The organism is Mesorhizobium sp. M0998, assembly GCF_040318885.1.
Taxonomy (GTDB): domain Bacteria; phylum Pseudomonadota; class Alphaproteobacteria; order Rhizobiales; family Rhizobiaceae; genus Mesorhizobium.
This window is the reverse complement of sequence record NZ_JAMYND010000007.1, coordinates 158,611-182,670: the sequence shown is the minus strand read 5'-3', so window position 1 is coordinate 182,670 and position 24,060 is coordinate 158,611. Positions and strand designations below refer to the sequence as shown.

General features: G+C 63.0%; 20 protein-coding genes. 5 read left to right on the top strand and 15 right to left on the bottom strand.

Going from position 1 to position 24,060, the window contains the following annotated elements; genetic code table 11:
* Positions 1-177 precede the first annotated feature (177 nt).
* The 9 genes from tatC to NKH59_RS09580 form a co-directional block, all read right to left on the bottom strand.
* Positions 178-1,041, bottom strand: coding sequence for a twin-arginine translocase subunit TatC (gene tatC, locus NKH59_RS09620; protein WP_352539741.1), 864 nt, complete (start codon positions 1,039-1,041; stop codon positions 178-180).
* A complete protein-coding gene (gene tatB, locus NKH59_RS09615) occupies positions 1,038-1,724 on the bottom strand; it encodes a Sec-independent protein translocase protein TatB (RefSeq protein ID WP_352539740.1) in 687 nt (228 codons plus the stop codon). Before tatB ends, tatC begins: the two co-directional genes overlap by 4 nt.
* Before the next feature lie 45 nt (positions 1,725-1,769).
* Positions 1,770-1,991: a twin-arginine translocase TatA/TatE family subunit gene (locus tag NKH59_RS09610; protein WP_023678929.1), complete on the bottom strand. Its 222-nt coding sequence runs from the start codon at positions 1,989-1,991 to the stop codon at positions 1,770-1,772.
* A 178-nt stretch (positions 1,992-2,169) separates the two neighbouring features.
* Entirely contained in the window at positions 2,170-2,949 is a 780-nt protein-coding gene (gene scpB, locus NKH59_RS09605; RefSeq protein ID WP_352470421.1) for an SMC-Scp complex subunit ScpB, read from the bottom strand.
* Complete coding sequence (locus NKH59_RS09600; RefSeq protein ID WP_023678931.1) at positions 2,946-3,746, bottom strand: segregation and condensation protein A; 801 nt, start codon at positions 3,744-3,746, stop codon at positions 2,946-2,948. The genes scpB and NKH59_RS09600 overlap by 4 nt, the downstream gene beginning before the upstream one ends.
* Before the next feature lie 58 nt (positions 3,747-3,804).
* The gene (gene nagZ / locus NKH59_RS09595) at positions 3,805-4,824 is read right to left on the bottom strand and encodes a beta-N-acetylhexosaminidase (RefSeq protein WP_352539739.1); all 1,020 of its coding nucleotides are present in this window, start codon (positions 4,822-4,824) and stop codon (positions 3,805-3,807) included.
* A gap of 116 nt (positions 4,825-4,940) precedes the next feature.
* The gene (locus NKH59_RS09590; RefSeq protein ID WP_352539738.1) at positions 4,941-8,627 is read right to left on the bottom strand and encodes an SPOR domain-containing protein; all 3,687 of its coding nucleotides are present in this window, start codon (positions 8,625-8,627) and stop codon (positions 4,941-4,943) included.
* A gap of 103 nt (positions 8,628-8,730) precedes the next feature.
* Positions 8,731-10,488 (bottom strand): arginine--tRNA ligase, encoded by a 1,758-nt coding sequence (gene argS, locus NKH59_RS09585; protein ID WP_352539737.1) that lies wholly within the window; start codon positions 10,486-10,488, stop codon positions 8,731-8,733.
* Positions 10,489-10,549: 61 nt separating this feature from the next.
* Entirely contained in the window at positions 10,550-11,764 is a 1,215-nt protein-coding gene (locus NKH59_RS09580) for a deoxyguanosinetriphosphate triphosphohydrolase (protein ID WP_352539736.1), read from the bottom strand.
* A gap of 73 nt (positions 11,765-11,837) precedes the next feature.
* On the opposite strand from NKH59_RS09580, the gene erpA reads away from it, so the two are divergent.
* From erpA to NKH59_RS09555, 5 genes are all read left to right on the top strand, one after another.
* On the top strand, positions 11,838-12,185 hold the full coding sequence (erpA, locus tag NKH59_RS09575; RefSeq protein ID WP_352539735.1) for an iron-sulfur cluster insertion protein ErpA: 348 nt from the start codon (positions 11,838-11,840) through the stop codon (positions 12,183-12,185).
* A gap of 37 nt (positions 12,186-12,222) precedes the next feature.
* Positions 12,223-12,702, top strand: a complete 480-nt coding sequence (locus tag NKH59_RS09570) for a hypothetical protein (RefSeq protein ID WP_353021622.1) — start codon at positions 12,223-12,225, stop codon at positions 12,700-12,702.
* Between the two features lie 2 nt (positions 12,703-12,704).
* Positions 12,705-13,094: a VOC family protein gene (locus NKH59_RS09565; protein ID WP_352454660.1), complete on the top strand. Its 390-nt coding sequence runs from the start codon at positions 12,705-12,707 to the stop codon at positions 13,092-13,094.
* Positions 13,095-13,124: 30 nt separating this feature from the next.
* Positions 13,125-13,919: an exodeoxyribonuclease III gene (gene xth / locus NKH59_RS09560; protein WP_352500877.1), complete on the top strand. Its 795-nt coding sequence runs from the start codon at positions 13,125-13,127 to the stop codon at positions 13,917-13,919.
* A 77-nt stretch (positions 13,920-13,996) separates the two neighbouring features.
* Entirely contained in the window at positions 13,997-14,314 is a 318-nt protein-coding gene (locus NKH59_RS09555) for a hypothetical protein (protein WP_023678938.1), read from the top strand.
* Positions 14,315-14,339: 25 nt separating this feature from the next.
* Here the strand turns inward: NKH59_RS09555 and NKH59_RS09550 are convergent, their stop codons facing one another.
* The 6 genes from NKH59_RS09550 to NKH59_RS09525 all read right to left on the bottom strand — a co-directional run bounded on the left by NKH59_RS09550 (position 14,340) and on the right by NKH59_RS09525 (position 23,970).
* Entirely contained in the window at positions 14,340-15,176 is an 837-nt protein-coding gene (locus NKH59_RS09550) for a tetratricopeptide repeat protein (protein WP_023678939.1), read from the bottom strand.
* Positions 15,163-16,887, bottom strand: coding sequence for a dihydroxy-acid dehydratase (ilvD, locus tag NKH59_RS09545; protein ID WP_353021619.1), 1,725 nt, complete (start codon positions 16,885-16,887; stop codon positions 15,163-15,165). The genes NKH59_RS09550 and ilvD overlap by 14 nt, the downstream gene beginning before the upstream one ends.
* 280 nt (positions 16,888-17,167) lie before the next feature.
* Positions 17,168-18,388 (bottom strand): OmpP1/FadL family transporter, encoded by a 1,221-nt coding sequence (locus tag NKH59_RS09540; protein ID WP_353021617.1) that lies wholly within the window; start codon positions 18,386-18,388, stop codon positions 17,168-17,170.
* Between the two features lie 425 nt (positions 18,389-18,813).
* Positions 18,814-21,597: a valine--tRNA ligase gene (locus NKH59_RS09535; protein WP_353021615.1), complete on the bottom strand. Its 2,784-nt coding sequence runs from the start codon at positions 21,595-21,597 to the stop codon at positions 18,814-18,816.
* Between the two features lie 321 nt (positions 21,598-21,918).
* Entirely contained in the window at positions 21,919-22,848 is a 930-nt protein-coding gene (locus NKH59_RS09530) for an IS110 family RNA-guided transposase (RefSeq protein ID WP_352903969.1), read from the bottom strand.
* Between the two features lie 261 nt (positions 22,849-23,109).
* The gene (locus NKH59_RS09525) at positions 23,110-23,970 is read right to left on the bottom strand and encodes a DUF2497 domain-containing protein (protein WP_353021612.1); all 861 of its coding nucleotides are present in this window, start codon (positions 23,968-23,970) and stop codon (positions 23,110-23,112) included.
* Positions 23,971-24,060 lie beyond the last annotated feature (90 nt).

Below are 24,060 nucleotides of genomic sequence, written 5' to 3'. Positions count from 1 at the left end.
CAGGTAGGCAGCACGCGCAACGTTCGATCGAAAGAACCCTGGAAACAAAAACCCGCCTCGAGAGGCGGGTTTTTGGAGCCAATTGGCACCATACCTAAATTAGTAGCATAGCTGCCGGCACAAAGCAAGAACAAAGTTGCTATGGCCGGCAAAAAATGCTGCCCGTTTCAACCGAACCTATGTCGAAGACGCGTCCGCCGGCTTTTCGGCCACCTCTTCGGTGGCGTCCTGCTTTTCGCGGGCCACACGGTCGCGCTCCTTGCTGCGTTCGATCAGCCGGGCCGACCAGATCGAGACCTCGTAGAGCAGGATCGTCGGAATGGCGAGGCCGATCTGGCTCATCGGGTCGGGCGGCGTCAGCACCGCCGCCACGACGAAGGCGATGACGATCGCCCATTTGCGCTTCTCGGCCAGGGCCGTGGACGACAGCATGCCGACCCGCGTCATCAGGCTTGTCACCACCGGCAGCTGGAACACCAGGCCGAAGGAGAAGATCAGCGTCATGATCAGGCTGAGATATTCGGACACTTTCGGCAGCAGCGAAATCTGCACCTGGTCGTTGGTGCCGGTCTGCTGCATGGCGAGGAAGAACCACATCACCATCGGCGTGAAGAAGAAATAGACCAGCGATGCGCCCATCAGGAACAGGATCGGCGAGGCGATCAGGAACGGCAGGAAGGCGTTGCGCTCGTTTTTGTAGAGGCCGGGCGCGATGAATTTGTAGATCTGCGTGGCGATCAGCGGAAAGGCGATGACCATACCGCCGAACATAGCGAGCTTGACCTGGGTAAAGAAGAACTCCTGTGGCGCCGTATAGATCAGCTCGACCTTGTGCGGGTCGAGCCCGGCCCATTGGGTCGCCCATCTGAACGGAACGACCAGAAGGTTGAACAGCCGCTTGGCGAAAAAGAAGCAGACCAGGAAGGCAACAAAAAAACCGCCGATCGACCAGATCAGCCGCCGGCGCAACTCGATCAGGTGCTCCATCAGCGGAGCCGACGATTTTTCTATCTCGTCCTTTTCCTTGTCCGAAACGCTCACTTGGCGGCTCCCGCCGTTTTCCTGGCGGCCGGCTTCTTCGCTGCTGACGCAGGCTTCTTCGCTGCTGACGACTGCGCTTTTTGCTCAGCTTTTGCGGCAGCCTTTGGCGCAGCAGTCTTTGCCGGCTTGGCCGGCGCGGCGGCCGCGGCTTTTGCGGGCGCTGGCTTCTTCTTTGCCGCAGGTGCTTTTTTCGGCACGGCCGCTGCAGCCGTTTGCGCCTGCACTGCCGGCGCTACGACGGACTCGTCCGTCATCGCCGGAAAGATCGGCGTGGCCGGCGTCGGCTCCGGCGGGCTGACGCCCGGCATCGTCGTTGCGCCGTTCTTAAGCGGCTCGGCCGCCTGCTCCGTCGAAGCGGCGGCATCGACGGCCGGCTTGGGTTTCATCACTGCGTCGACGCCGGAACGGACGTCGGCGGCGGCCTGCTCGAATGGATTGAGCTGCTTCCTGATCTCGGCTGCCGGATTGAGGCTTCTCAGCGAATCGACCGACTTCTTGACGTCGTCGAGCTCGGCTTCCTTCAACGCTTCGTTGAACTGCCGCTGGAAATCGGACGCCATGGCGCGCAGCTTCGCCGTCGTGCGGCCGAAGGTGCGCAGCATGTTGGGCAAATCCTTGGGCCCGACGACCACGATCATGACGATCGCGATCACCAGCATCTCGGTCCAGCCGACTTCGAACATGGCTATACGTTCCGACTCAAGTTTTGGCCGACTAAAGTTTTGGGCTCAGCTTTTGCTGGCCTTTTCCTTCGGTACCGAAACGGTTTCGTCGGAACGGTGTTCGACGGTACGCTTGTCCTCGGCAGTCTCGTCGTCCGCCATGCCCTTCTTGAAGCTCTTGATGCCCTTGGCCATGTCGCCCATCAACTCGGGGATCTTGCCGCGGCCGAACACCAGCAGCACGATCACCAGAACGATCATCCAGTGCCAAATCGAAAATGAACCCATAGCAAATCTCTCTCGAACGGTTTCCCAGACGCTGATCTATGCGCTTTCGGGTTCGGATTCAAACAGAACTGCGACAGAGTTCATGAATGAGTCGCCGAAGTCACGCACTTTCGGCACGGTGGCCCGCTACCAATCGGCGCAGTTCCATCCTGCCTGTGGCTTTAAGATGGCGCTCGGCTCAATCTTCCGTGACGCGCGGCGTCAAAAGGCCGAGTTCTTCGAGGTCGATGTCGGTCAGCGGATCCTCGTCGTCGGTAAGCGCATCGGGGTCGGCCGGCGGCAGCGGCACCGAGAAATTCGACGGCATGCGGCCGGACAGCAGCCCGGCACCCTTCAATTCCTCCATGCCGGGGAGATCGCGTATCTCCTCCAGTGCGAAATGGTCGAGGAAAATGTCGGTCGTGCCGTAAGTGACGGGACGGCCGGGCGTGCGACGCCGGCCGCGCATCCTCACCCATTCGGTCTCCATCAGCGTGTCGAGCGTCCCCTTTGACGTCTCGACGCCGCGGATGTCCTCGATCTCGGCGCGCGTTACCGGCTGGTGGTAGGCGATGATCGCCAGCACTTCGAGGGCGGCGCGGGACAGCTTGCGCTGCTGCACCGTGTCACGGCTCATCAGGAAGGCGAGGTCGCCGGCGGTGCGAAACGCCCAGGCATCGCCGACGCGCACCAGATTGACGCCGCGCCGCGCATAGATCTGCTGCAGTTCGGCCATTGCCGCGGCAATGTTGATGCCGTCGGGCAGTCGCGAAGTGAGCTGTTTTTCGCTGACCGGCTCGGCGCTGGCGAATACGATCGCCTCGGCCATCCGTACGGCCTCCGCCATATGCAGCCGCTCGCCGGGATTCCGCGACAAATTCTGCCCCTGATTTTGTGCCGGGTTTTCGGCGACCGCGCCTTGCTCGGCGTCGTCGTCGACCTTGAACGGAATGACCGAAGCGTTGGCGCGTTCGTTCATGGTGTTACCTCGACTATCTTGATGGCCTGGGCGCGGCCGCGCAGATAAAGCGGCGCGAACACCTGGTCCTGCCGCATTTCCATCTTGCCTTCGCGCACCAGTTCCAGCGTCGCCGCAAACGAGCTGGCAACCGCGGTGCGCCGCTCTTCCGGGCCGGCCAGATATTCGACCAGGAAACTGTCGAGCGCCGTCCAGTCGCGCAGCGACCCGATCAGCCTGGTCAGCACGTCGCGCGCATCCTTGAGCGACCACACGCCGCGCCTGGCGATCGTCACATTGGTTATTGCCTGCTTCTGGCGCTGCTGGGCATAGGCGGTCAACAGGTCGTAGAGCGAGGCCGAATAGGCATTGCGCTTCTCGACGATGACCATCTCCGGCATGCCGCGTGCAAACACGTCGCGTCCGAGCCGGTTGCGGTTGACCAGCCGTGCCGCCGCGTCGCGCATCGCCTCCAGCCGCTTCAGCCGGAACTGCAGCACCGCCGCCAGTTCCTCGCCGCTTTCGCCTTCGTCGCCGGGCTGCTTGGGGATCAGGAGCTTCGACTTGAGAAACGCCAGCCACGCCGCCATCACCAGATAGTCGGCGGCAAGCTCCAGTCTCAGCGCCCTCACCTTCTCGACGAAGGCCAGATACTGTTCGGCCAGCGCCAGGATCGAGATGCGCGACAGGTCGACCTTCTGATTGCGGGCAAGATGCAGCAGAAGATCGAGAGGACCTTCGAAGCCGGCCACATCGACGACCAACGCCGGATCGCCGGTCAGCCGGGAATCGTCGTTCTCGGCCCACAAGCGGTCCATCGGTGCGGCCTTGCCGGCCTTCAGGTCCAATGTTTCCGCCACTTCGCTTCCTTTGATGCTAGGCCACCGCGTCGAAATAACTGGCAAATTCGGTCCGAATCTCGGTCTCGTCCGCCACGTCACGGTTCCTGATATAGGTCAGCGCCCGCTCCGCGCGTTCAAACGACTTGCCTTCCAGCCCGGTCGTGCGCGATGCAATGCCGGCCATCTCCTCGAACACGCCGTTGCAGTGAAGGACCAGATCGCAGCCCGCCGCAAGGATAGCGGCCGCCTTTGACGGGAAATCCCCAGAAAGTGCCTTCATCGAGGTGTCGTCGCTCATCAACAGCCCGTCGAAGCCGATTTCGTCGCGGATGATCTTTTCGATGACCTTGCCGGATGTGGTGGCCGGGTTCTTCGGGTCGATCGCGCTATAGACGACATGCGCCGTCATCGCCATCGGCAAATGGTTGAGCTCCCTGAACGGGGCAAAATCATGCCGCTGCAAGTCGCCGATCGAGGCGTCGACGGTCGGCAGTTCGAAATGCGTATCGGCGAAGGCCCTTCCATGACCGGGAATATGCTTCATCACCGGCAGCACGCCGCCCGCCATCAGGCCTTCCGCCGCGGCGCGACCCAATTCGATGACGGCGCGCGGCTCCTTTCCATAGGCGCGCGCGCCGATGACGTCGCTGGCGCCCTCGATCGGCACGTCGAGCACCGGCAGGCAATCCGCCGTGATTCCGTAGCGCAGCAGGTCGAAGGCATGCAGCCGCGCCATCAGCCATGCGGCACGGGTGCCGGCGTCATGGTCGTCGCGCCACAAGGCGCCGAGTGCACCGGCAGCCGGATAGTTCGGCGCCAGCGGCGGCCGCAGGCGCTGCACCCGGCCGCCCTCCTGGTCGATGAACACCGGCGCATCCGCACGCCCGACGCAGTCGCGCATCGCGGCGACCAGATCGCGGATCTGCTCGGTCTCGCCGATATTGCGCGCAAACAGGATGAAGCCCCACGGGCATTCGTTGCGATAGAAACGGATCTCGTCGCGGGTCAGTGATTTCCCGGCGCAGCCGAGGATCATGGATTTTGATTCGGTCATGCGGAACAGTTTAGAGCTTCGCGCCGACAAAGGGAATCGCCCGCAATTGCCTTCAGAGGTTTCCGTTCACGCAAAAAAGCCGGCGCGGACGCCGGCTTTTCGAGAGGTTTTGGTGCCTAGTGGGACACGAAGCAATTGCCGCCGGCAGCCTTGTAGCTGGTGCACAGTTTGATCGCCTCGTTGCGAGACTGCGCCGGAACGCGGACGCGGTAGAAGGTGCCCTTGCCGGCAATCTCGGCCTTGACGATGTTGGCGGTGCGGCCGGAAAGCACGCTGCCGTAGCGGCGCTGCAGATCCTGGTAAGTCGCCTGGGCGCTTTCGACTGTCGGCTGCGAAGCGATCTGTATCGACCACGAACCAGCCCCGGCCGCGGCCGGATCGATGGAAGCGACCTGATCGGGCTTGACCTCGCCGACCACGTCGACCGGCTGGTCGGACGGGCGCTGCGGCGCCACCGGAACCGTGGCCGGGGTGCTGGCGGACTGCTTGCTGGCTGACGGCTTGGCTTCAGCCTTTGTGTCGGGCTTGGGCGCCGGCTGCAGCTTGGAGGTTTCGGCCTGATCGCCGCTCGCCTGATCGCCGCTCGCCTGATCGCCACTCGGCTGGTCGCCAATCTTCGGATCACTTGTGATTTGGTCGATCAGGGGCACGGTGCCGGTCTGCGCGGCGGCGTCGGCCTGGGCCGACGGAGCGACGTGCTGCGGCGCCGGATCGGCCGGCTCGGCAGCAGCCATCTGCGGGGCGGCAGGCGCCGGATCCTCGCGCGCCACCAGCGAACCGTCAGGTTTCACGACCATGGTCCGTACCTTGCGCGGCGCAACGGCGACGATCTCGGGGGTTGCACCCTTCTCGGCCTCCTGCAGAACCTGCGCGATGCGATCCTCGGACTTGGGCGCCGGTGCGGCGGCGGTTTCGGCAGCGCCAGCCGCACTGGCGCCAAGCGTGCTGGAGTCAGACGCGCTGGTGCCGGGCGCATTGGTGCCAGCCCCGTCGGTGTCGGACGCCGCGGTGCCGGGCGCGTCGATATCGTCCGCGGCATCGGGGTCATTGGGCGAAAGATCGACGACGCGGCTCTCCGGTTCGTTGGCCTTCAGGTCCACAGGCTCTTCGGTGTTGGTGACCAGCTTCTGCTGAACCGGCTCGGCGGGCTTGGTGCCCTTGACCACAGCGTCATAAACCTTGTTGTCCTGGTTCGGCACGACGGTGCCGCCTGGATTTTCCGGCTTGATCTTGATCGGCCTGTTGTCGGCCTTGACGATAACCGGCGCATCGCCGCCGCTCTTGCCGCCGAGGGTCAACGCAAAGGCGCCAAGGCCTCCGGCAATCGCCACGGCGCCGACCACCGCTCCTATCAGCAGCCCGCGCCTGCGCGGCTGCCTTTCGGCCCCGCGTTCGGCAAGGCCCGGAACCGACATCTCCTCGTCCAGTTCGGGATCGTAGTCGAGCTCATCGAAGGTGAAATCGTCGGCCTGCGAAACCGGCTGGCCACCGGGCAATGGGCCCAGATCGAAACCGTCCGCTGCATCGGCATAGGAAGCAGCCGCCGCGCTGACGGGGGCTTCCGCAGGCTTGGCGCCATAGGCGCGCGTCTCGCTACGATCTTGCTTGTAGCCAGACGCGAAGCCGGCATCGTATTCATCGTCATAGCCAGCACTGCGCACCGGGGCAGGCGCTATATCCGTTGCATTCATTTCGGTGAGAAGGCTGGCAAAATCGGCATCGAGATCGTCGTAGGCGGGCGCCACCGGCTCGTCATCGTCGAAGTTGAGCTCCGGAATGTCGAGATCGTCCGCCAGCGCCACGACGCGCTCGGGCACGTCGACCGTCTCGACATCGGGCATCTCGTCATAGGCGGAAGGCTGTTGACGCGAAGTTGGTGCAGCTTCCGTGTAGGCGGGCCGATCTTCATAGGACGGCCTCTCTTCACGGGATGCCTGGCTTTCATAGGACGGCCTCTCTTCGACCGGTGCGGCCCGATAGGACGGCGTTGCAGCCGGCTGCGGCGGTGGTGCCGAACGCGCCGAAGCCATCGGCTGGCTTGCAAAAGCGGGCTGAGGCTGTGCGACCGGTGTCACGCGGCTCCACGAGCGGGCCGGCTCGGGCGGTGTGGCGCGTGTCGTCAGCCAGTTCAGCGCATCGAGCGGGTCTTCCTCGGCAGCAGCTGCCGCACTCTTGTCGGCCGAGTCATGATCCAGGCCGATATTCCTGGCGAAGTCGGCATCGAGTGCATCGCTGTCGAGATCATCCGCGGGTCCGGCAGCGGCTTCAACAGCGAAATCCTCGCCTTCAAGCTCATCGAGGAGGACACTGCCAAGATCGGCGTCATCGGCGGCACTGGACTGCTGCGGCTCAGCGGGCTCGTGCTCGTCGAGTTCCCAATCCAGCTCGTCGACAGCATGCACCGGTTCGTTGGCGACGTCTTTGACCGCCGCCATTGGCTGTTCAGCGGCCACTGCTGGCTTCTGAATTACCGGCGCGATAGGCTGCTGAACAGCCATCACGGGCTTCTGGGCAGGCTGCTGGGCAGTCTGCGGGCTTGTCTGAGGTTCGTTGACCGCTTGTGCCGGCCGTGTGCTCATCGCACCGAGCAGCGCGTTCAGTTCGTCTTCCAGGCTGCGTTCCTCAGCCACTGGGGCCGTCGGGACGACAGCGGCCGGCGCCGCTGGTTCGGCCGCAACCTGCGCCACGGGTTCTTCGGCTTCCTCGGCAGGCGCATCGTCGAAGCTCAGATCGAAATCGTCGTCGAACGCCGCTTCAGCGGCCGTGCCGGAAAGCCGGGCGGCCTCTGGCTCTTCGATCGACTGCTCTTCGATAAACTCTGGTTCTTCGATTTCGGCAGGCCCGTCCGAGCGAACGTCGAAGTCCATGTCGACATCGGCCATGGCATCATCGAAATGGCCGGCAAGATCCTCATCGGCCGAAACCGCCTCAACCGGCGATGCCGGGGCGGCGACGTTTTCCGCCGGCTCATGCTCATCGAACATCAGCTCGTCTTCGAGCGAACTTGCCACGGCATCGTCGAACTCGTCATCGAACGCAGGCGCGGCCGCTTGCGCAGCGGTTTCAACGGCGACGGTCTGCTCCATCGGCTCATGCTCTTCGAGCATCATCTCGTCTTCGAGCGAGCTTGCAACGGCATCGTCGAACTCATCGTCGAAGGCGGGCTCGTCGACCGGCTCGATCGCCTCGGCTGCGGCCCTGGGTTCATCCTCACCGGTCACCGCGATCTTGGCCGTCACATCGTCGTCGTGCCGAAAATCCTGGTCGAGCGAGGCGGCAAGTTTGTCGTCACTCGAAAGGTCGTCCTCGAATGGCGACACGTCTTCGAGCGAGCCGGCGACGGCGTTATCGAAATCGTCGTCGAGCTCCGGCTCGACGGCGGGAGCGAACGCCCTTTCGGGGGCGGAGGCAATTTCGTCGGCGGCAACAGAAGTGGCTGCAACAGGAGCAGCATCATCCGCCGCACTGTCGTTGAACGCGAAATCCTGTTCGAACGAGGCAGCAAGCGCGTCCTCCATTTCGTCGGCGGCGGCCGGTTCGGGTGTCGGCTCGCGAAGCTTGGCAGGGGAAGCATTGTTATTGGCGTCGGCGCCGAATTCGCCCATCAACTCCTTCTCGAGATCGATCTCGAAATCGCCCTCGTCCAGCGACGGTTCGGCGGCAGCGGTTTTCGGCTGGGCCGGCGTTTGCGGTTTGACCGGCTGGCGCGGGTCGAACCCCATGATCCTGGTCAGTTCCGCGAACGGATCATCGTTGGCGATGTCGTTGTGGTCGGCTGCTCTCAGCTGGGTTCTGTCTGCCATTATTGTTCCCGAACTCGCACTCATTCGGACGCCATGGACGTCGCGTAGGGTTGGCCCTTACCAGCGCAATGTGGGCAAAAGGTGACAGGTTTTTTACTCAAACCTAACGCATTTCGGTGGGCGCATTGGCTCCGATCAGCGTCAGGCCGGACGTCAAAACGTCCGAAACAGCCTGCACCAGCCCTAGTCTGGCATGCGTCAATTGTCGGTCGTTAACCTTAACAAAACGTAAGTCGGGATTATCGGTGCCCCGGTTCCAGTGTCCGTGGAAGCTGGAAGCGAGTTCGTAAAGGTAAAATGCCAGCCGGTGGGGCTCGAGCGCGAGCGCCGCGGCTTCGATCAGCCGAGGATATTCGGCGAGCTTCCTGATCAGGCCGATCTCGCCCTCGTCGGTCAGCAAAGCCACTTCGGCGGCCAGCTGGTTGCGGTCGAACATGGCCTCGCCCAATTGCTCGCTCGCCTGCCGGAACACCGAATGGCAGCGCGCCGAGGCGTACTGCACGTAGAACACCGGATTGTCCTTCGACTGCTCGGTCACCTTGGCGAAATCGAAGTCGAGCGGCGCGTCGTTCTTGCGGTAGAGCATCATGAAGCGGATCGGGTCGCGGCCAACCTCCTCGACCACTTCGCGCAAGGTCACGAACTCGCCGGACCGCTTCGACATGCGCACCGGCTCGCCGGCGCGAAACAGCCTGACCAGCTGGCAAAGCAGCACGGTAAGCTTGACCTCGTCCCCGGCAATCGCCCGGGCAAGCGCTTCCAGCCGCTTCACGTAGCCGCCATGATCGGCGCCAAGCACATAGATCAGGTCGACGAAACCGCGATCGACCTTGTCCTTGAGGTAGGCGACATCGGCGGCGAAATAGGTAAAGGTGCCGTCCGACTTGACCAGCGCCCGGTCCATGTCGTCGCCGACCGCGGTCGAGCGGAACAGCGTCTGCTCGCGGTCCTCCCAGTCGTCCGGCTTCTCGCCCTTGGGCGGCGGCAGCTTGCCCTTGTAGATGTGGCCCTTCAGCGTCAGGTCGCTGATCGCCGAGCGGATCTTCTTGGCATTGTTGGCATGCAGCGTCCGCTCGGAGAAGAAGACGTCGTGATGCACGTTGAGCAGCGCCAGATCCTCGCGGATCATCGCCATCATCGCATCGATCGTCCTGTCCTTGACGATGGCAAGCGCCTCTTCGTCCGGCATCTGCAGCAGGGAGCGGCCGAATTCGCTGGCCAGCGCCTGACCAACGGGGATCAGATAGTCGCCTGGATAAAGCCCGGCCGGAATGTCGCCGATCTCATCGCCGAGCGCTTCGCGGTAGCGCAGCATGACTGAGCGTCCGAGCACGTCGATCTGCGAACCGGCATCGTTGATGACGTATTCCTTGGTCACGTCGTAACCGGCGAAGGCCATCAGATTGGCCAGCGCGTCGCCGACCACAGCACCCCGGCAATGGCCGACATGCATCGGGCCGGTCGGGTTGGCCGAGACATACTCGACATTGGTTTTCTTGCCGCCGCCGACAGTCGAGCGGCCGTAATTGCGGCCTTCGCCGAGCAGCGCCGTCAGATGCGCCTGCCAGAAGCCGTCCTTGAGCCTGAGATTGACGAAGCCCGGGCCGGCGATCTCGGCGGCCGCGATATCCTCGTCGGCGCGCAGCGCCTCGGCCAGCCTTTCGGCCAGCGCACGCGGGCTCTGGCCGGTCGGCTTGGCCAACACCATGGCAGCGTTGGTCGCGAGGTCGCCATGGCTGGCATCGCGCGGCGGCTCGACGGCGATGCGCGACAGGTCCGGCGACGCGCCATCCTTGTCTTTCAAATCAAGCGCTTCGACGGCCTTTATGATTCGCGCGTTGAAATCGGCGAAGATGTTCATTGCTATGGCTCTGACGGTTTTGCATGGATCCGGCGCGTTGGCCGGCAAAATCGCGCCCGCCCTAGCTCAAATCCGGCGTATGGTCAAACAAACGCCTGTGTTCCTTGAGCGCATAAGTGTCCGTCATGCCGGCCAGGAAATCGGCAACACTGCGCGCCTTGACGCGGTCCTCTGCCCGGTCGAGCCCTTCGCGCCAGCCATCCGGCATGGCGCGCGGATCGGCGAAATAGACGTCGAACAGGTCCCTGACGATCTGGTCGGCATCGGCGCGCACCCGCATGACCTCCGCATGCCGGTAGAGGTGCTTGTAGAGAAAGGCCTTCAGCTCCTTTTCCGATACGGCCGTCTCGGCGGAGAAGCTCACCATCGTCTCGCCGGCCGCCCTTACCGCTTCGGCGCTGTCGGGCTGGATGCGCGCCAGATTGGCCGTCGTCGAGACGATCACGTCCTCGACCATGATGGTGATCTGCCGGCGCATCAGCTCGTGGCCGGTGCGTACGTCATCGAGCGCCGGATAGCGCTGACGCACGCCCTTGAGGATCGACCCCGGCAGCGAGACGCCCTCCAGCATATCGAGCGTCAACAGCCCTGCCCTCAAGCCGTCATCGATGTCGTGGGTGTTGTAGGCAATGTCGTCGGCAATCGCCGCGCACTGCGCCTCGATACCGGCGAAGCGGTCGAGCTCGAGGTCGTGCAGTTCGGAATAGTCGCGGATAGCCTGCGGCACCGGCCCCTTCAGCCCTTTCCCCTTGGCATCGGTCAGCGGGCCATTGTGCTTGACCAGCCCCTCCAGCGTTTCCCAGGTGAGGTTCAGCCCATCGAACTCGGCATAGCGCCGCTCCAGCCGCGTCACCACACGCAGCGACTGCGCATTGTGGTCGAAGCCGCCCCAGGCGGCCATCTTCTCATTCAGCGCGTCCTCGCCGGTATGGCCGAAGGGCGTGTGGCCGAAGTCGTGCACCAGGGCCACCGCCTCGGCCAGGTCCTCGTCGCCGCGCAGCGCCCGCGCCAGAGCGCGTGCGATTTGCGCCACCTCGATCGAATGCGTCAGCCTCGTGCGGTAATGGTCGCCTTCGTGCGCGACGAACACTTGCGTCTTGTGCTTCAGCCGGCGGAACGCCGTCGAATGGATGATGCGGTCGCGGTCGCGCTGGAACGGCGTGCGCGTCGGGCTTTCCACCTCGTCGAACAGCCGCCCGCGCGACTTCGCCGGGTCGCTGGCATAGGCCGCGCGCGGCCGATAGCCGAATCCGATGTCGCCCAACTCGTTGGTCATAGCGTATGCCGCAGTTGACTTGCCCCGTCGCGCTTCATACCTATCATACAAAACCGAAAGCAAGGTGACGCCCATGGGCGCTGATGCCAAGACCGCCATGAAAGTCGAGATGACCGACGCCGCCGCCAGGCGGATCGCCAAGATTGTGGCGAGCGAAGCCGGCAAGACGGCGCTGCGCGTTTCGGTCGAGGGCGGCGGCTGTTCCGGCTTCTCCTACAAGTTCGACCTGGTCGATGGGCGCAATGACGACGACGTCGCCATCGAGAAGGACGGCGCCACCGTGCTGATCGACGACCTGTCGCTGGTCTATATGGGCGGCTCGGTGATCGATTTCGTCGACGATCTGATGGGCCAGTCGTTCCAGATCAGAAACCCCAATGCGGTCGCCTCCTGCGGCTGCGGCACCAGCTTCAGTATTTGAAAATATGAAGCCGCTCCTCGAGGGCCTTGAGGATCCGATGACGGTCCTTGTCGCCCGCGAGATAGAAGCAATTTCCGATGTCGATATCGTTGGTTGGGCCAACCGTCACAAGGCAGCTCGGGTCTACGCAGACGACGCTGACTATGTGCAGCTCGTGCGGTGCAATCCGCGGAATGCCGTTAATCTTGCGAAAGCTCACGGCCATTTGAGGTCGCTGATCGCACGGTGTTTTCCCGATTTCAACGACAAGTCCGATGAAGCCAAGGAAATAGCACGTAAGCTGTTCCTTCGACGCATTCGGACTTACCTTGACGGCGACCTGGAACCCTTTCAGGTCTGCGGTATGGTATCGCCGATTGAGGACAAATACGATTGTCCACACTGGCTTGGAGACCTTTACAACGGCTGTGATTGGATGGACGAGAATGCAACGCGCGAGCAGGCATCGCACCTGCGATGGATGATAGAGCAAATACTCGCGGAAAATGCCGAACCCCAACCTTTCGGGAGTGAATGAGCATGCGCCGTGTCGGCGCGGTCCGTCAGGTCGCGCTTTCCGCCGGGCGCGACCTCGATGCGACGCTGGCGTTCTGGCGCGAGGTGCTCGGCATGAACCTGCATGCGCGTTTCGATCCGCCGGGCATCGCCTTTATCATGGCCGGTGACGTGCGCCTGCTTTTCACCGACGGCCTGCCTGCCGGCACCGTCTATCTCGACATATCGGGCCTCGACGAGTTCCACGCTTCGGCAAGGGCCGCGGGTGTTCCCTTCACCGCGCCGCCGGCGCTCGTCCATCGCGACACCGAAGGCCTGTTCGGCCAGGCGGGGGAAAGCGAATGGATGGCCTTCCTAAAGGACCCGGCAGGCAATACGATCGGCCTTGTCGAACGTCATCCACCGGATCGCTAGTCTCCGGACCACCAGCCTATCGAGGCCGTCATGAAAATCGTCACCTGGAACATCAACGGCGTTCGCGCCCGCATCGGCAATTTGACCCATTGGCTGACGGAAAGCGCGCCCGACATCGCCTGCCTGCAGGAGATCAAGACGGTCGACGAGCAGTTTCCCCGCGCCGAGATCGAGGCGCTCGGCTACAATGTCGAGACTTACGGCCAAAAAGGCTTCAACGGCGTCGCCATCCTGTCGAAGCTGCGTTTCGACGAGGTCAATCGCGGTTTGCCGGGCGACGATGCCGACGAGCAGGCGCGTTTCATCGAGGGCGTGTTCTCGACCGACAAGGGCGCCTTGCGCGTTGCCTCGATCTATCTGCCGAACGGCAACCCGATCGACGACGAGAAGAAGTTCTCCTACAAGCTTTCCTGGATGGCGCGACTTGAGCGCTGGGCCGAGGAGCGGCTTGCTCTGGAAGAGCCGCTGGTCCTGGCCGGCGACTACAATGTCATTCCCGAGCCGATCGACGCGAAGTATCCGGAAAACTGGCTAAGCGATGCACTGTTCCAGCCCGCGACGCGGCAAGCGTTCCGGCGGCTGAAGAATCTCGGCTTCACCGAAGCCGTGCGTGCCGTCACCGACGCCTCGGACATTTTTACGTTCTGGGACTATCAGGCCGGCGCCTGGCAGAAGAACAACGGCATCCGCATTGACCACCTGCTTCTGTCGCCCGAAGCCGCCAACTGGTTTTCCTCGGCTTCGATCGAAAAACAGGTGCGCGCCTGGGAAAAACCCTCCGACCACGTGCCGGTGGCGATCGATCTGGCGCTGCAGCCGGCCTGACCGGAGCTGCTGTCCGGCGGCACATTGATAAGTTGACCTCTTATCGCCACAAATCGCGCGCTTAATGAGAAATCATCATGGTGGCTGGGGTTCCCATGACTACTCGATTTGCACTTTGCCCGATCGGCTGCGCGCTTGCGATGGCGGTGGCGACGCCGGCTTTTGCCGATGCAGAGTGCCTGGCTAACGGCAAATCATTCCAGATCGGCCGGGTCGCCTGCCTGACGCTTGCCGGCCAAAGCTACCTCGCCCGTTGCGAGATGGTGCTCAACAACACATCCTGGACAAAGCAGCGGGATGGCTGCCCGGAGAACACGCTGGCCCCACATCTGCAGGGCACGCCGATCTCAACACCGGCGCCCAGCGGCATGCCGGCGGAACCGACCGACAATTGATCTCAAAAACGGAAATTCTGCCGACCTATTGGTCGCCGCCACCCTTGGTGAGGATGTCGTCGGCCAGCGAGATCGCGGTGCGGCGGTCGGCTTCGCCGGCGGCCGCAAACGCTTCTTCCTGCATGCCGCGGATCCATGGCTGGTCGGCGGGTGAGGCCCGTTCGAGCGCCGCGGTCATCATCGCCAGCCCCCGCACGATCTTGCCGCTTTGGAAAAGCAGGTTGCCGAGCGTCGCCTGCGCGCCCGCATGGCCCTTTTCGGCCGCCAGCTGGAACCAGCGTCCGGCCTGCTTGACGCTGGCCTTGACGCCGCCCTCACCCTTGAGGAACATCTGGCCCATCTCGAACTGGGCGTTCGGGTTGCGGTAGTTGGCGGCGGCGCGCATGTAATATTCCTGGGCCGCCACCTCGTTCTCCTCGACGGGGCTGCCGGGAATGCCCTTCCTCAGATAGTCGCCAAGCGCCACCAGCGCGTCCGAAACATAGCTTTCCTCGGGCGAACCGGGCTCGACATCCTGGTCGACGATCTCGCTGAAGAACTTGAACGCCGCGTAGTCGTCTCGCGCCACGCCATCGCCTTCGGCATACATGCGCGCAAGCTTCCAGGTGGCGCCGATCTGGCCGTTCTCGGCGGCATATTTATAGGCTTCCGCGGCCTGCTCCTTATGGCCGTTCTTGTAGGCGGAAAAGCCGAACTGGAACACCGCCCACGGGCTCGACTGCGGCTTCACGCCGGTCTTGTCGTCGAACACCTTGTCGTCGAAGGCCATGGCCTGACCGACGGCGCCCAAGGTCGCGCCAAACGTGGCGAGCGCAACCAGTGCCGAAAGGACAGACGACCTCAACAACTCAGATGTCCGCATAGCAGTGTGTTTCTTTGGCACCGCCGGGATGGGTGACCGCGCCGTCGCGGGCAGATCCGACCGTCTGTGCGTATTTCCAGATCGCGCCCGACTGATAGTCGGTCGTGCGCGCCTTCCATGCCTTTGCCCTCGCAGCCAGTTCGGCTTTGGACAATGCAACCTCGATCGTGCCGTTCACCGCGTCGATCGAGATCAAGTCGCCGTCTTTCAGCAGCCCGATCGGGCCGCCGACAGCCGCTTCCGGCCCGACATGGCCGATGCAGAAACCGCGCGTTGCGCCCGAAAAACGCCCGTCGGTGATGAGCGCCACCTTGCCGCCCATGCCCTGGCCGTAGAGAGCCGCCGTCGTCGACAGCATTTCGCGCATGCCCGGGCCGCCGCGCGGACCCTCGTAACGGATGACGAGAACCTCGCCTTCGCTATAGTTACGGTGCGTAACAGCCTCGAAACATTCCTCTTCCGAATCGAAGCAGCGTGCCGGACCCGAGAATTTGAGTTCCGCCATGCCTGCGACCTTCACGATCGCGCCTTCGGGCGCAAGGTTACCCTTCAAGCCCACGACCCCGCCGGTCTGGGTAATCGGCCTATTGGCGGGACGGACCACATCCTGGCTGTCATTCCAGGAAACATGTTCCATATTTTCGGCCAAAGTGCGGCCGGTCACCGTCAGGCAATCGCCGTGAAGATAGCCATGGTCGAGCAGCGTCTTCATCAAGAGCGGAATGCCGCCGGCCTCGAACATGTCCTTGGCGACGTATTTGCCGCCCGGCTTGAGGTCGGCGATATAGGGTGTTTTCTCGAATATCCTGGCCACGTCGAAAAGATCGAACTTTATCCCGGCCTCGTGCGCGATCGCCGGCAGATGCAGCGCCGCGTTGGTCGAGCCGCCGGTGGCCGAGACCACGGTCGCGGCATTTTCCAACGCTTCTATAGTAACGATGTCGCGCGGGCGGATGTTCCTTGCGATCAGCTCCATGATCTTTTCGCCGGAAGCGAAATTGAAGCGGTCTCGCATCTCGTAGGGTGCCGGCGCGCCGCAGGAATAGGGCAGCGCCAGGCCGATCGCCTCAGCGACGGTGGCCATGGTATTGGCGGTGAACTGGGCGCCGCAGGAGCCGGCCGACGGACAGGCGGCTTGCTCGATCTCGAGCAGCTCGGCGTCGCCGATCGTGCCGACCGAATGCTGGCCGACCGCCTCGAACACGTCCTGCACGGTGATCTGCCGGCCACGGTAGCTGCCGGGCAGTATCGAGCCGCCATAGATGAAGATCGACGGTACGTTGAGGCGCACCATGGCCATCATCATGCCGGGCAGCGACTTGTCGCAACCGGCCAATCCAACCAGCGCATCGTAGCAATGGCCGCGCATGGTGAGCTCGACCGAGTCGGCGATGACCTCGCGCGACACCAGCGACGACTTCATGCCCTGATGACCCATGGCGATGCCGTCGGTGACGGTGATGGTGCAGAATTCGCGTGGCGTGCCGTTGGCGGCCGCCACGCCCTTCTTGACCACTTGCGCCTGGCGCATCAGCGAGATGTTGCAGGGCGCGGCCTCGTTCCAGCAGCTGGCGACACCGACCAGAGGCTGCGCGATCTCGGCCGCCGACAGCCCCATAGCATAAAGGTAGGAGCGATGCGGCGCCCGCTCGGGACCAACGGTCACGTGGCGGCTCGGCAGCTTGGCCTTGGAGATCGCTCTGGCGTCCATACTCGTCCTTGCCGCGGGCGGTGCGGCCTGCCTCTTCGCCTAGCCTTTTGGCGCATGTCCCGAGACAGGTTCGAGGTGCGCCGGGTTTATGGCGGGAAATAGGCAATGTTCCCGGGCGGCCGGGTGGCGCGAGGGTTGTTCAGAAACTGTTGCCAAAACGTCACAATTATCGGAGCGAACATCATGGGGGGCAATTTGTTGCATTGGCCGAATGCCGGATGACGCACCGAACAAAACGGCCGGGCAGCGCCCGGCCGTTTTGTCGTTTAAAATTCAATAGTTAGAACTTGATCTTGACGGAAGCCGAACCAGCGAGAAGCAGGTCGTTGCCGTAGGTGTAGGTAACGGCATTTGCCACGTCGCCGACACCGCTGAAAGTCGATGAGCCGCTCGTCAGCACACCGATCGAGCCGCCGAGCCTGACCTCGACCTGGTCGTTCGGCGAATAGGAGACGCCGCTGGCGACGGCCCAGGTATCCGACTGATAGCCGGAGGTCGTCGAGGTGCCGCGATCCCAGGTCAGCGAAACCACGCCCGACAATTGATCGGTGAACTTGTGCCCGATACCGCCCGTGACCGTCCAGCCGTCGCGATAAAGCAGGTCGAATGAAACGGGCGAGGGCAAACCGGTTACCGGACTGCGCACGCCATTGATGGCAATGACGCCAAGCTTGCTCCACTCCTGCCAGCGGATGGAACCAAAGGCCAGCCAGCCAGGAGCTATGCCGCTCTGCAGCTTGAATTCCAGAGCCTGAGGTATCTCAGCCGACGCCGAGACTGGGTACACGCCGGTAGAGCCGGGAATCAGATCCGCTGGAAAGGCGCCCCTGAAGCCGGTCGTGTCGACGGTTCCCGACAGCCCGTCATATTTGTAGCTCGAAGAGTACATCAGGCTGGCGCGCAGAGCGATCTCGGGGATCTCATAGGCTGCGCCCGCACGCCAACCCCATGCCTCGTCGGATAGCTTGAAGACACCGAGGCCGGTATTGCCGAAGGCGAGCAGTGTCTGACGGGAAAGAAACGCGTCTACCTGCTGGTAGGAGACACCGCCGATGAATCGTACGGAGCCCTTGCCGACGTTCACCTTATAGGAGCAGGTGAGACCGAAATCGTCTGTGTCGACGGCGTATTTGACCGCTGTCGGCGAATAGGCGTTGTTCATGCCGAAATTCGCGTCCGCACCATACGGTCTCGTATAGGTGGCAAGACAGTCTACGGGCTCAAAGATGTTGGCCTTGATGCCGACATGCGGCACCGCATAATCGCCACCAACGTCCACCGCCGATGTCGACAAACCCGAGCCATCGAGACGCTGCACATTCTTGAGTTTGCGCTGTGGCGAAACATAGGTGACGCCTGCGTCGAACGAATATGGCGCCGCGTCGAACAGCTGGTCGATATTGACGCCGCCCCGGTCAAAGCCCCCGGCTTGCACCGTCCCAGCCAAAGCCAGCCAAAAAGCCCCCGCGCCCAGCAGCACTTTCAGACGCGAATAACACATGAATCTCCTCCCCGAAATGTCCTTGCATCAAGCTAGAACCAATTCAGGTTAACGGCGCAACAACGAATTCGCCGTGCGTACATGTACAGCTTGGCTGAACGCATTTCCGACAAGGTGTCGGCCTTCTTACCGAGGCGGGAAAATGGCCGCCACAATACAGATCGACGAGAAAACTCGGGAAAAACCCCTAAATCACTACAAAACAGGGCATTTTGCGTGCCCAGTCAGCCATTGTTACATTACGGCAACAATGGGGCAAAAACATTCAGTTTGCCTCAAGATTTACGCTGCGGAATGCCCGTTTTCGTGGCAGGCGGCCTGTCTGGAAGGCAGATTCGTGACCGGCGAATCTATTGCGGCCAGCAGGCCCAATTTGTTTGATCAGCCGGCCCAATCTGTTCGATCAACCGGCCCAATCTATTCGATCAACCGGCATCGCGCACCCGCGCCAATGCCACCGAAAGCTTCTCTTGCGCCTCGCGATATTCGGCGAGTTTTTCACGCTCGGCCTCCACCACCTCTTCCGGCGCGTTGGCGACGAATTTCTCGTTGGACAGCTTCTTGTAGAGCCGCGCTATTTCCTCGGTCACCTTCGCAAGCTCCTTGTGCAGGCGCGCTGCCTCGGCGGCAAGGTCGATCAGGCTGCCGAGCGGCAGGCAGATCGTCGCCTCGTTGACGACGATCTGGGCGGATCCCCTGGGTGGCGCCTCGGCGAGCGAGATGTCGCCGACCCGCGCCAGACGCTTGATAGCCGAGCCCTGACGCTCGAGCCTTTCGTGTGTCGCGTCGTTGGCGCCGATCACCACGAGCGGTGCGATAGCCGCCGGCGGCACGTTCATCTCCGAACGCACCGAGCGGATGCCGGAGACAAGGTCGATCAGCCAGTTGATATCGGCGGCGGCCGCCTCGTCCTCGAAGTCGGGCGACGGCCATGCCGCATGACAAAGCAGCGATTGCCGTTGCCTGCCCTCGCCGGCGGTTTCGGCCCACAGTTCCTCGGTCATGAACGGCATCATCGGATGCAGCAGCTTGTAGATCTCGTCGAGTACGAAGGCGACGCATGCCCTGCTCTCGGCCTTGGCGGCCTCGTCGGCGCCCATGAACACCGGCTTCAGCAGTTCCAGGTACCAGTCGCAGAACTGGTTCCAGACGAACCGGTAGGCGGCACCCGCCGCCTCGTTGAAGCGGTATGAGGTGATGCCGTCCGTTATGTCGCGCGCGGCTCGCGTCAGCTCCGTCAGGATCCAGCGGTTGACCGCCAGCTTGGCGTCCCGCAGCCAGAAATCGTCGTCGCGCGCCACTTCGTTCATCTCGGCGAAGCGCGTCGCGTTCCATAGCTTGGTGCCGAAATTGCGATAACCGGCAATGCGCGCCGGATCGAGCTTAACGTCGCGCCCTTGCGCTGCCATCACCGTCAAGGTGAAGCGCAGCGCATCGGCGCCGTATTCGTCGATGAGCTCGAGCGGATCGATGACGTTGCCTTTCGACTTCGACATCTTCTGCCCGTTCTTATCGCGAACCAGCGCGTGGACATAGACCGTATGGAACGGCTCCTGGTCCATGAAATGCAAGCCCATCATCATCATGCGGGCGACCCAGAAGAAGATGATGTCGAAACCGGTCACCAGCACGTCGGTCGGGTAATAGGTCTTCAGCTCCGGCGTCTGGTCCGGCCAGCCAAGCGTCGAGAACGGCCACAGCGCCGACGAGAACCATGTATCGAGCACGTCCTCGTCGCGGGTCAGGATCTCGCCAGGCTGGAAATTCTCAAGCTTGTCCTCGACCCAGGCCTTCCACGGCCCTTCCAGCGCCAGATAGTATTCGACGGCGGCACCGAGCGCCTCTTCCTCGGTCTTTTCGACAAAGACATGCCCGTCCGGCCCGTACCAGGCCGGGATCTGGTGGCCCCACCAGAGCTGGCGCGAAATGCACCAGGGCTGGATGTTCTCCATCCAGTCGAAATAGGTCTTTTCCCAGTTTTTGGGCACGAAATTGGTGCGGCCATCGCGCACCGACGCGATCGCCGGCTTGGCCAGTTCCGCCGCATTGACATACCACTGGTCGGTCAGAAACGGCTCGATCGGCACGCCGCCGCGGTCGCCGTGCGGCACCGTGTGGCGATGCGGCTCGACCTTTTCGAGAAAGCCGCCCGCCTGCATCAGCTCGACGATCTTCCTGCGCGCATCGAAACGGTCGAGGCCGTCGAGGCCGTCCCAGACGGCCTGGCGCTCGGGCGTCACTTCCAGTCCGGCGAGAAAGTCCTCATTGTCCTTGAGGCTCACCGCCGCATTGACGGTGAGGATGTTGACCGCCGGCAGCCGGTGGCGCTTGCCGACCTCGAAATCATTGAAGTCATGCGCCGGCGTGATCTTGACCGCACCACTGCCTTTTTCGGGATCGGAATACTCGTCCGCCACCACCGGGATCCTGCGGCCGACGATCGGCAGGATGAGGTTCTTGCCGACAAGATGCCGGAAACGCTCGTCGTCGGGGTGGACGGCGACAGCCGTATCACCCAGCATCGTCTCCGGGCGGGTCGTCGCAACGGTAATGAAGGTCTTCGGATTTTCCGGATCGAAGGTCATGCCTTCGACCGGATAGCGGAAGTGCCAGAGGTTGCCGTTGACTTCCTGCTGCTCGACCTCGAGATCCGAGATGGCGGTCAACAGCTTCGGGTCCCAGTTCACAAGGCGCTTGTCCTTGTAGATCAGCCCTTCCTTGTAGAGCGTCACGAACACTTCGAGCACGGCCTTGGACAGGCCCTCGTCCATGGTGAAGCGCTCCCGGCTCCAGTCGGCCGAGGCCCCGAGCCGCTTCAGCTGGTTGAGGATGGCGCCGCCGGATTCGGCCTTCCATTCCCACACCTTGTCGATGAACTCATCGCGGGTCAGGTCGCGGCGGTGAATCTGCTTTTCTATCAGCTGGCGCTCGACCACCATCTGCGTGGCGATGCCGGCATGGTCCATGCCTGGTTGCCAAAGAACGTTCTTGCCGCGCATGCGCTCGAAGCGCACCAGAATGTCCTGCAGCGTGTTGTTGAGCGCATGACCCATATGCAGCGAGCCGGTGACATTCGGCGGCGGGATGACGATGGTGAAGGCTTCAGCCCCCTCCTCGGCCCCGGCACCGGCCCGAAACGCGTCGGCCTCTTCCCAGATCCTGGCAATCTTCGGCTCGACGGCTTTGGCGTCGTAGGTCTTTTCGAGCATGGGAAAACGGTCCGCGCTGTCCGGAATTTGTGGTCCGGTGTAAATCGGAAGGTTGTTGCCAAGTCAACCGCAAGGGCGGCATGGCCAATAGATAGCGCCGGGATGGTTCGGTGCAACTCGCGGGACTGAATGTTGCAAGGCAATCGCTTCAGGTTTGCGCTGCCCCTCATTGCCCTGCCGGGCATTTCTCCCCGTATAGTGACGGGGAGAAAAACGCCTGACTGAAGCTTTCGCCAGTCACGAACGTTGCGGAAAAGGCGCCTAAATTGCGGTCAACCCCTTCTCCCCGTCACTATACGGGGAGAGCGACTGTCTTGGCTGTCAAGTTGTTTGCCACGGTTTTTGATCCCGGACGATAGCGTTGAGAATGGTGAGAAGCTTGCGCATTGTGGCGACGACGGCGACGATCTTCGGCTTGCCGGCCTCGACCAGGCGGTCGCGGAAAGCCTTGAGCACGGGGTTGTGCCTGATGGCGACGAGGGCGGCCATGAAGAGGGCGGCGCGCACGTGGCTCCTGCCACCGCCGATGAAGCTCTTGCCACGCCATTTTCCGGACTGCCTCGTCCATGGCGCAAGGCCGGCGAGCGCGGCGATCTGGCGGCGGTCGAGGCTGCCCAGTTCCGGCATTTCGGCGATCAGGCTGCGGGCAACGACAGGACCGACACCCGGCACGGAGGAAAGCAGCTTTTCGTTGACCCGCCAGACTGGGGACTTGCGGATATGATCGTCCATGCCCGCATCGAGGCTTGCCAGCTCACGCCGAAGCGCGACGAGCAGCCGGTGGATGCTCTTTTGCGCCTGTTTCGCGATGACCGTGCGAGCACGGTTCTCCTCCGCCACGATCATCTGCACGATCTGACGCCGGCGGGCGACGAGCTCGGCCAGGGCCTCGGTTTCGGCGTCGCGCAATGGCCGCAATTGCGGCTTGGTCGCAGCGATGAAAGCGGCAATGACGGCGGCATCGATCGGGTCGGTCTTGGCCCGCTTGCCGAGTGCATTGGCATAGGCGCGCACCTGCGCCGGATTGACCACGACAATCGCCAGGCCGGCGCCTGCCAAGGCGGCGACCGCCAGTCTCTCGAAGCTGCCTGTCGACTCCAATCCGACAACGGCCGGCGAAAGGGCTGCCAGCCGCCGAACCAGATCCTCCACCCCGGCGTGGTCATTCTCCACCGAGAACGCCTCGCCCGACGGCAAAACATGCACGTCGAGCCGATCCTTGGAAACGTCGATGCCAACAATGATTTCCATCCTGTCCCATCCTTGCCTAATCGGGCTTCGCTTGCGGCCCAGGCGACTGTTCGGGTTCGATGGAACGGCGGACGAAGACCCTTGCTCTCCCACGGGCTCGATCACCCAAAGATGCTCCGGTCTCCCGTCCGCCACCGCACCTGCCTTCATAGCAGAGTCGGCAAGAAACAAGTTACAAAGGTGCCGGCAGGCGGATGAGGGGCAGCGCCGACTTCGACAATTCGCCGGTCGAGCGCCGCCCATTGGCGGCTCTCCGAATTGCTACTGCGCGCCGCGCGCGACGCGCTCGATTTCCCCGCGCACCAGCCGCTCGACCAGCGTCGGCAGGTTGTTGTCCAGCCAGTCCTGCAGCATGGGCCGCAGCATCTCCTCGGCCATCTCGTCGAAAGTCTTCTTGCTGCGGCTGGCAAACGCGTCTGAAAGCTCACCGAAGGCGGCGGCAACCTGCCGGCCCGTATGCTCCGAAAGGATCGCCGGCCGAAGGGACGGCGCCTCGCTGGCCGCCGGACGCGCCAATCCGATTCTAGAAGATTCCGGGCCGATTTTAGAACGTTCCGGGCCGCTTTCCGAAGGCTCCGGCCCAATTTCCGAAGGCTCCGGCACAGGTTCAGCAGTCGCCTCGTTCTCGAAAACCTCGGCTTTCGGCTCGGCGTCCGGCGTCCGGCGTGGCTCGGCGCGCTCCGGCTTGGCCATCGCGTCGCCGACCGCCGCGATCTCGCGCCGCCAATCGGCGATGATGGTGTCGGTCGTCTCGGCAGCCTTGGCTGTCGCAGGCCGATCCGGCTTTGCGGGAGCGGTGTTCACCTCAGCCAGCGTCACCGCTGCCTTTTCCGGGCCGGCGCGCAGCGGCGTTTCCAGGGGCTCAATGACCGGCGCGGCCGTTGGCTGCACCTCGGCGCGCGTGGCCGGCTTGGCGATCTCCAGTCCGCCGCGCAGTTCGGAGCGGAACGCATCCCCCTCCGCTGCCAGTCCGGCTGCCGGCGCCGGTTGCAGATCCTGGCGCAGCTCGTCGGCGTCGCCCGGCTGCTTGCGGCCGGTATCGCTGTCCTCGATGATCCTTCTGATGGAAGCTAGTATTTCTTCCATGGAAGGTTCGCGCTGTACGCTGCTTGCCGTCGCCATCGTCACATCCGCCGCCCTTGTGACTCGTTCTCAGATTTCCTGTCCGGCAATGCCGGATTCGAATCATGGCAACAGCGTAACCGACGGAAC

Coding starts and splice junctions, on each gene's coding strand:
- tatB (WP_352539740.1), bottom strand. CDS start 1,724: ATGTTCGAAGTCGGCTGGACCGAGATGCTGGTGATCGCGATCGTCATG.
- NKH59_RS09610 (WP_023678929.1), bottom strand. CDS start 1,991: ATGGGTTCATTTTCGATTTGGCACTGGATGATCGTTCTGGTGATCGTG.
- scpB (WP_352470421.1), bottom strand. CDS start 2,949: ATGAACGAACGCGCCAACGCTTCGGTCATTCCGTTCAAGGTCGACGAC.
- NKH59_RS09600 (WP_023678931.1), bottom strand. CDS start 3,746: ATGGACCGCTTGTGGGCCGAGAACGACGATTCCCGGCTGACCGGCGAT.
- nagZ (WP_352539739.1), bottom strand. CDS start 4,824: ATGACCGAATCAAAATCCATGATCCTCGGCTGCGCCGGGAAATCACTG.
- NKH59_RS09590 (WP_352539738.1), bottom strand. CDS start 8,627: ATGGCAGACAGAACCCAGCTGAGAGCAGCCGACCACAACGACATCGCC.
- argS (WP_352539737.1), bottom strand. CDS start 10,488: ATGAACATCTTCGCCGATTTCAACGCGCGAATCATAAAGGCCGTCGAA.
- NKH59_RS09580 (WP_352539736.1), bottom strand. CDS start 11,764: ATGACCAACGAGTTGGGCGACATCGGATTCGGCTATCGGCCGCGCGCG.
- erpA (WP_352539735.1), top strand. CDS start 11,838: ATGGGCGCTGATGCCAAGACCGCCATGAAAGTCGAGATGACCGACGCC.
- NKH59_RS09570 (WP_353021622.1), top strand. CDS start 12,223: ATGACGGTCCTTGTCGCCCGCGAGATAGAAGCAATTTCCGATGTCGAT.
- NKH59_RS09565 (WP_352454660.1), top strand. CDS start 12,705: ATGCGCCGTGTCGGCGCGGTCCGTCAGGTCGCGCTTTCCGCCGGGCGC.
- xth (WP_352500877.1), top strand. CDS start 13,125: ATGAAAATCGTCACCTGGAACATCAACGGCGTTCGCGCCCGCATCGGC.
- NKH59_RS09555 (WP_023678938.1), top strand. CDS start 13,997: ATGGTGGCTGGGGTTCCCATGACTACTCGATTTGCACTTTGCCCGATC.
- NKH59_RS09550 (WP_023678939.1), bottom strand. CDS start 15,176: ATGCGGACATCTGAGTTGTTGAGGTCGTCTGTCCTTTCGGCACTGGTT.
- ilvD (WP_353021619.1), bottom strand. CDS start 16,887: ATGGACGCCAGAGCGATCTCCAAGGCCAAGCTGCCGAGCCGCCACGTG.
- NKH59_RS09540 (WP_353021617.1), bottom strand. CDS start 18,388: ATGTGTTATTCGCGTCTGAAAGTGCTGCTGGGCGCGGGGGCTTTTTGG.
- NKH59_RS09535 (WP_353021615.1), bottom strand. CDS start 21,597: ATGCTCGAAAAGACCTACGACGCCAAAGCCGTCGAGCCGAAGATTGCC.
- NKH59_RS09530 (WP_352903969.1), bottom strand. CDS start 22,848: ATGGAAATCATTGTTGGCATCGACGTTTCCAAGGATCGGCTCGACGTG.
- NKH59_RS09525 (WP_353021612.1), bottom strand. CDS start 23,970: ATGGCGACGGCAAGCAGCGTACAGCGCGAACCTTCCATGGAAGAAATA.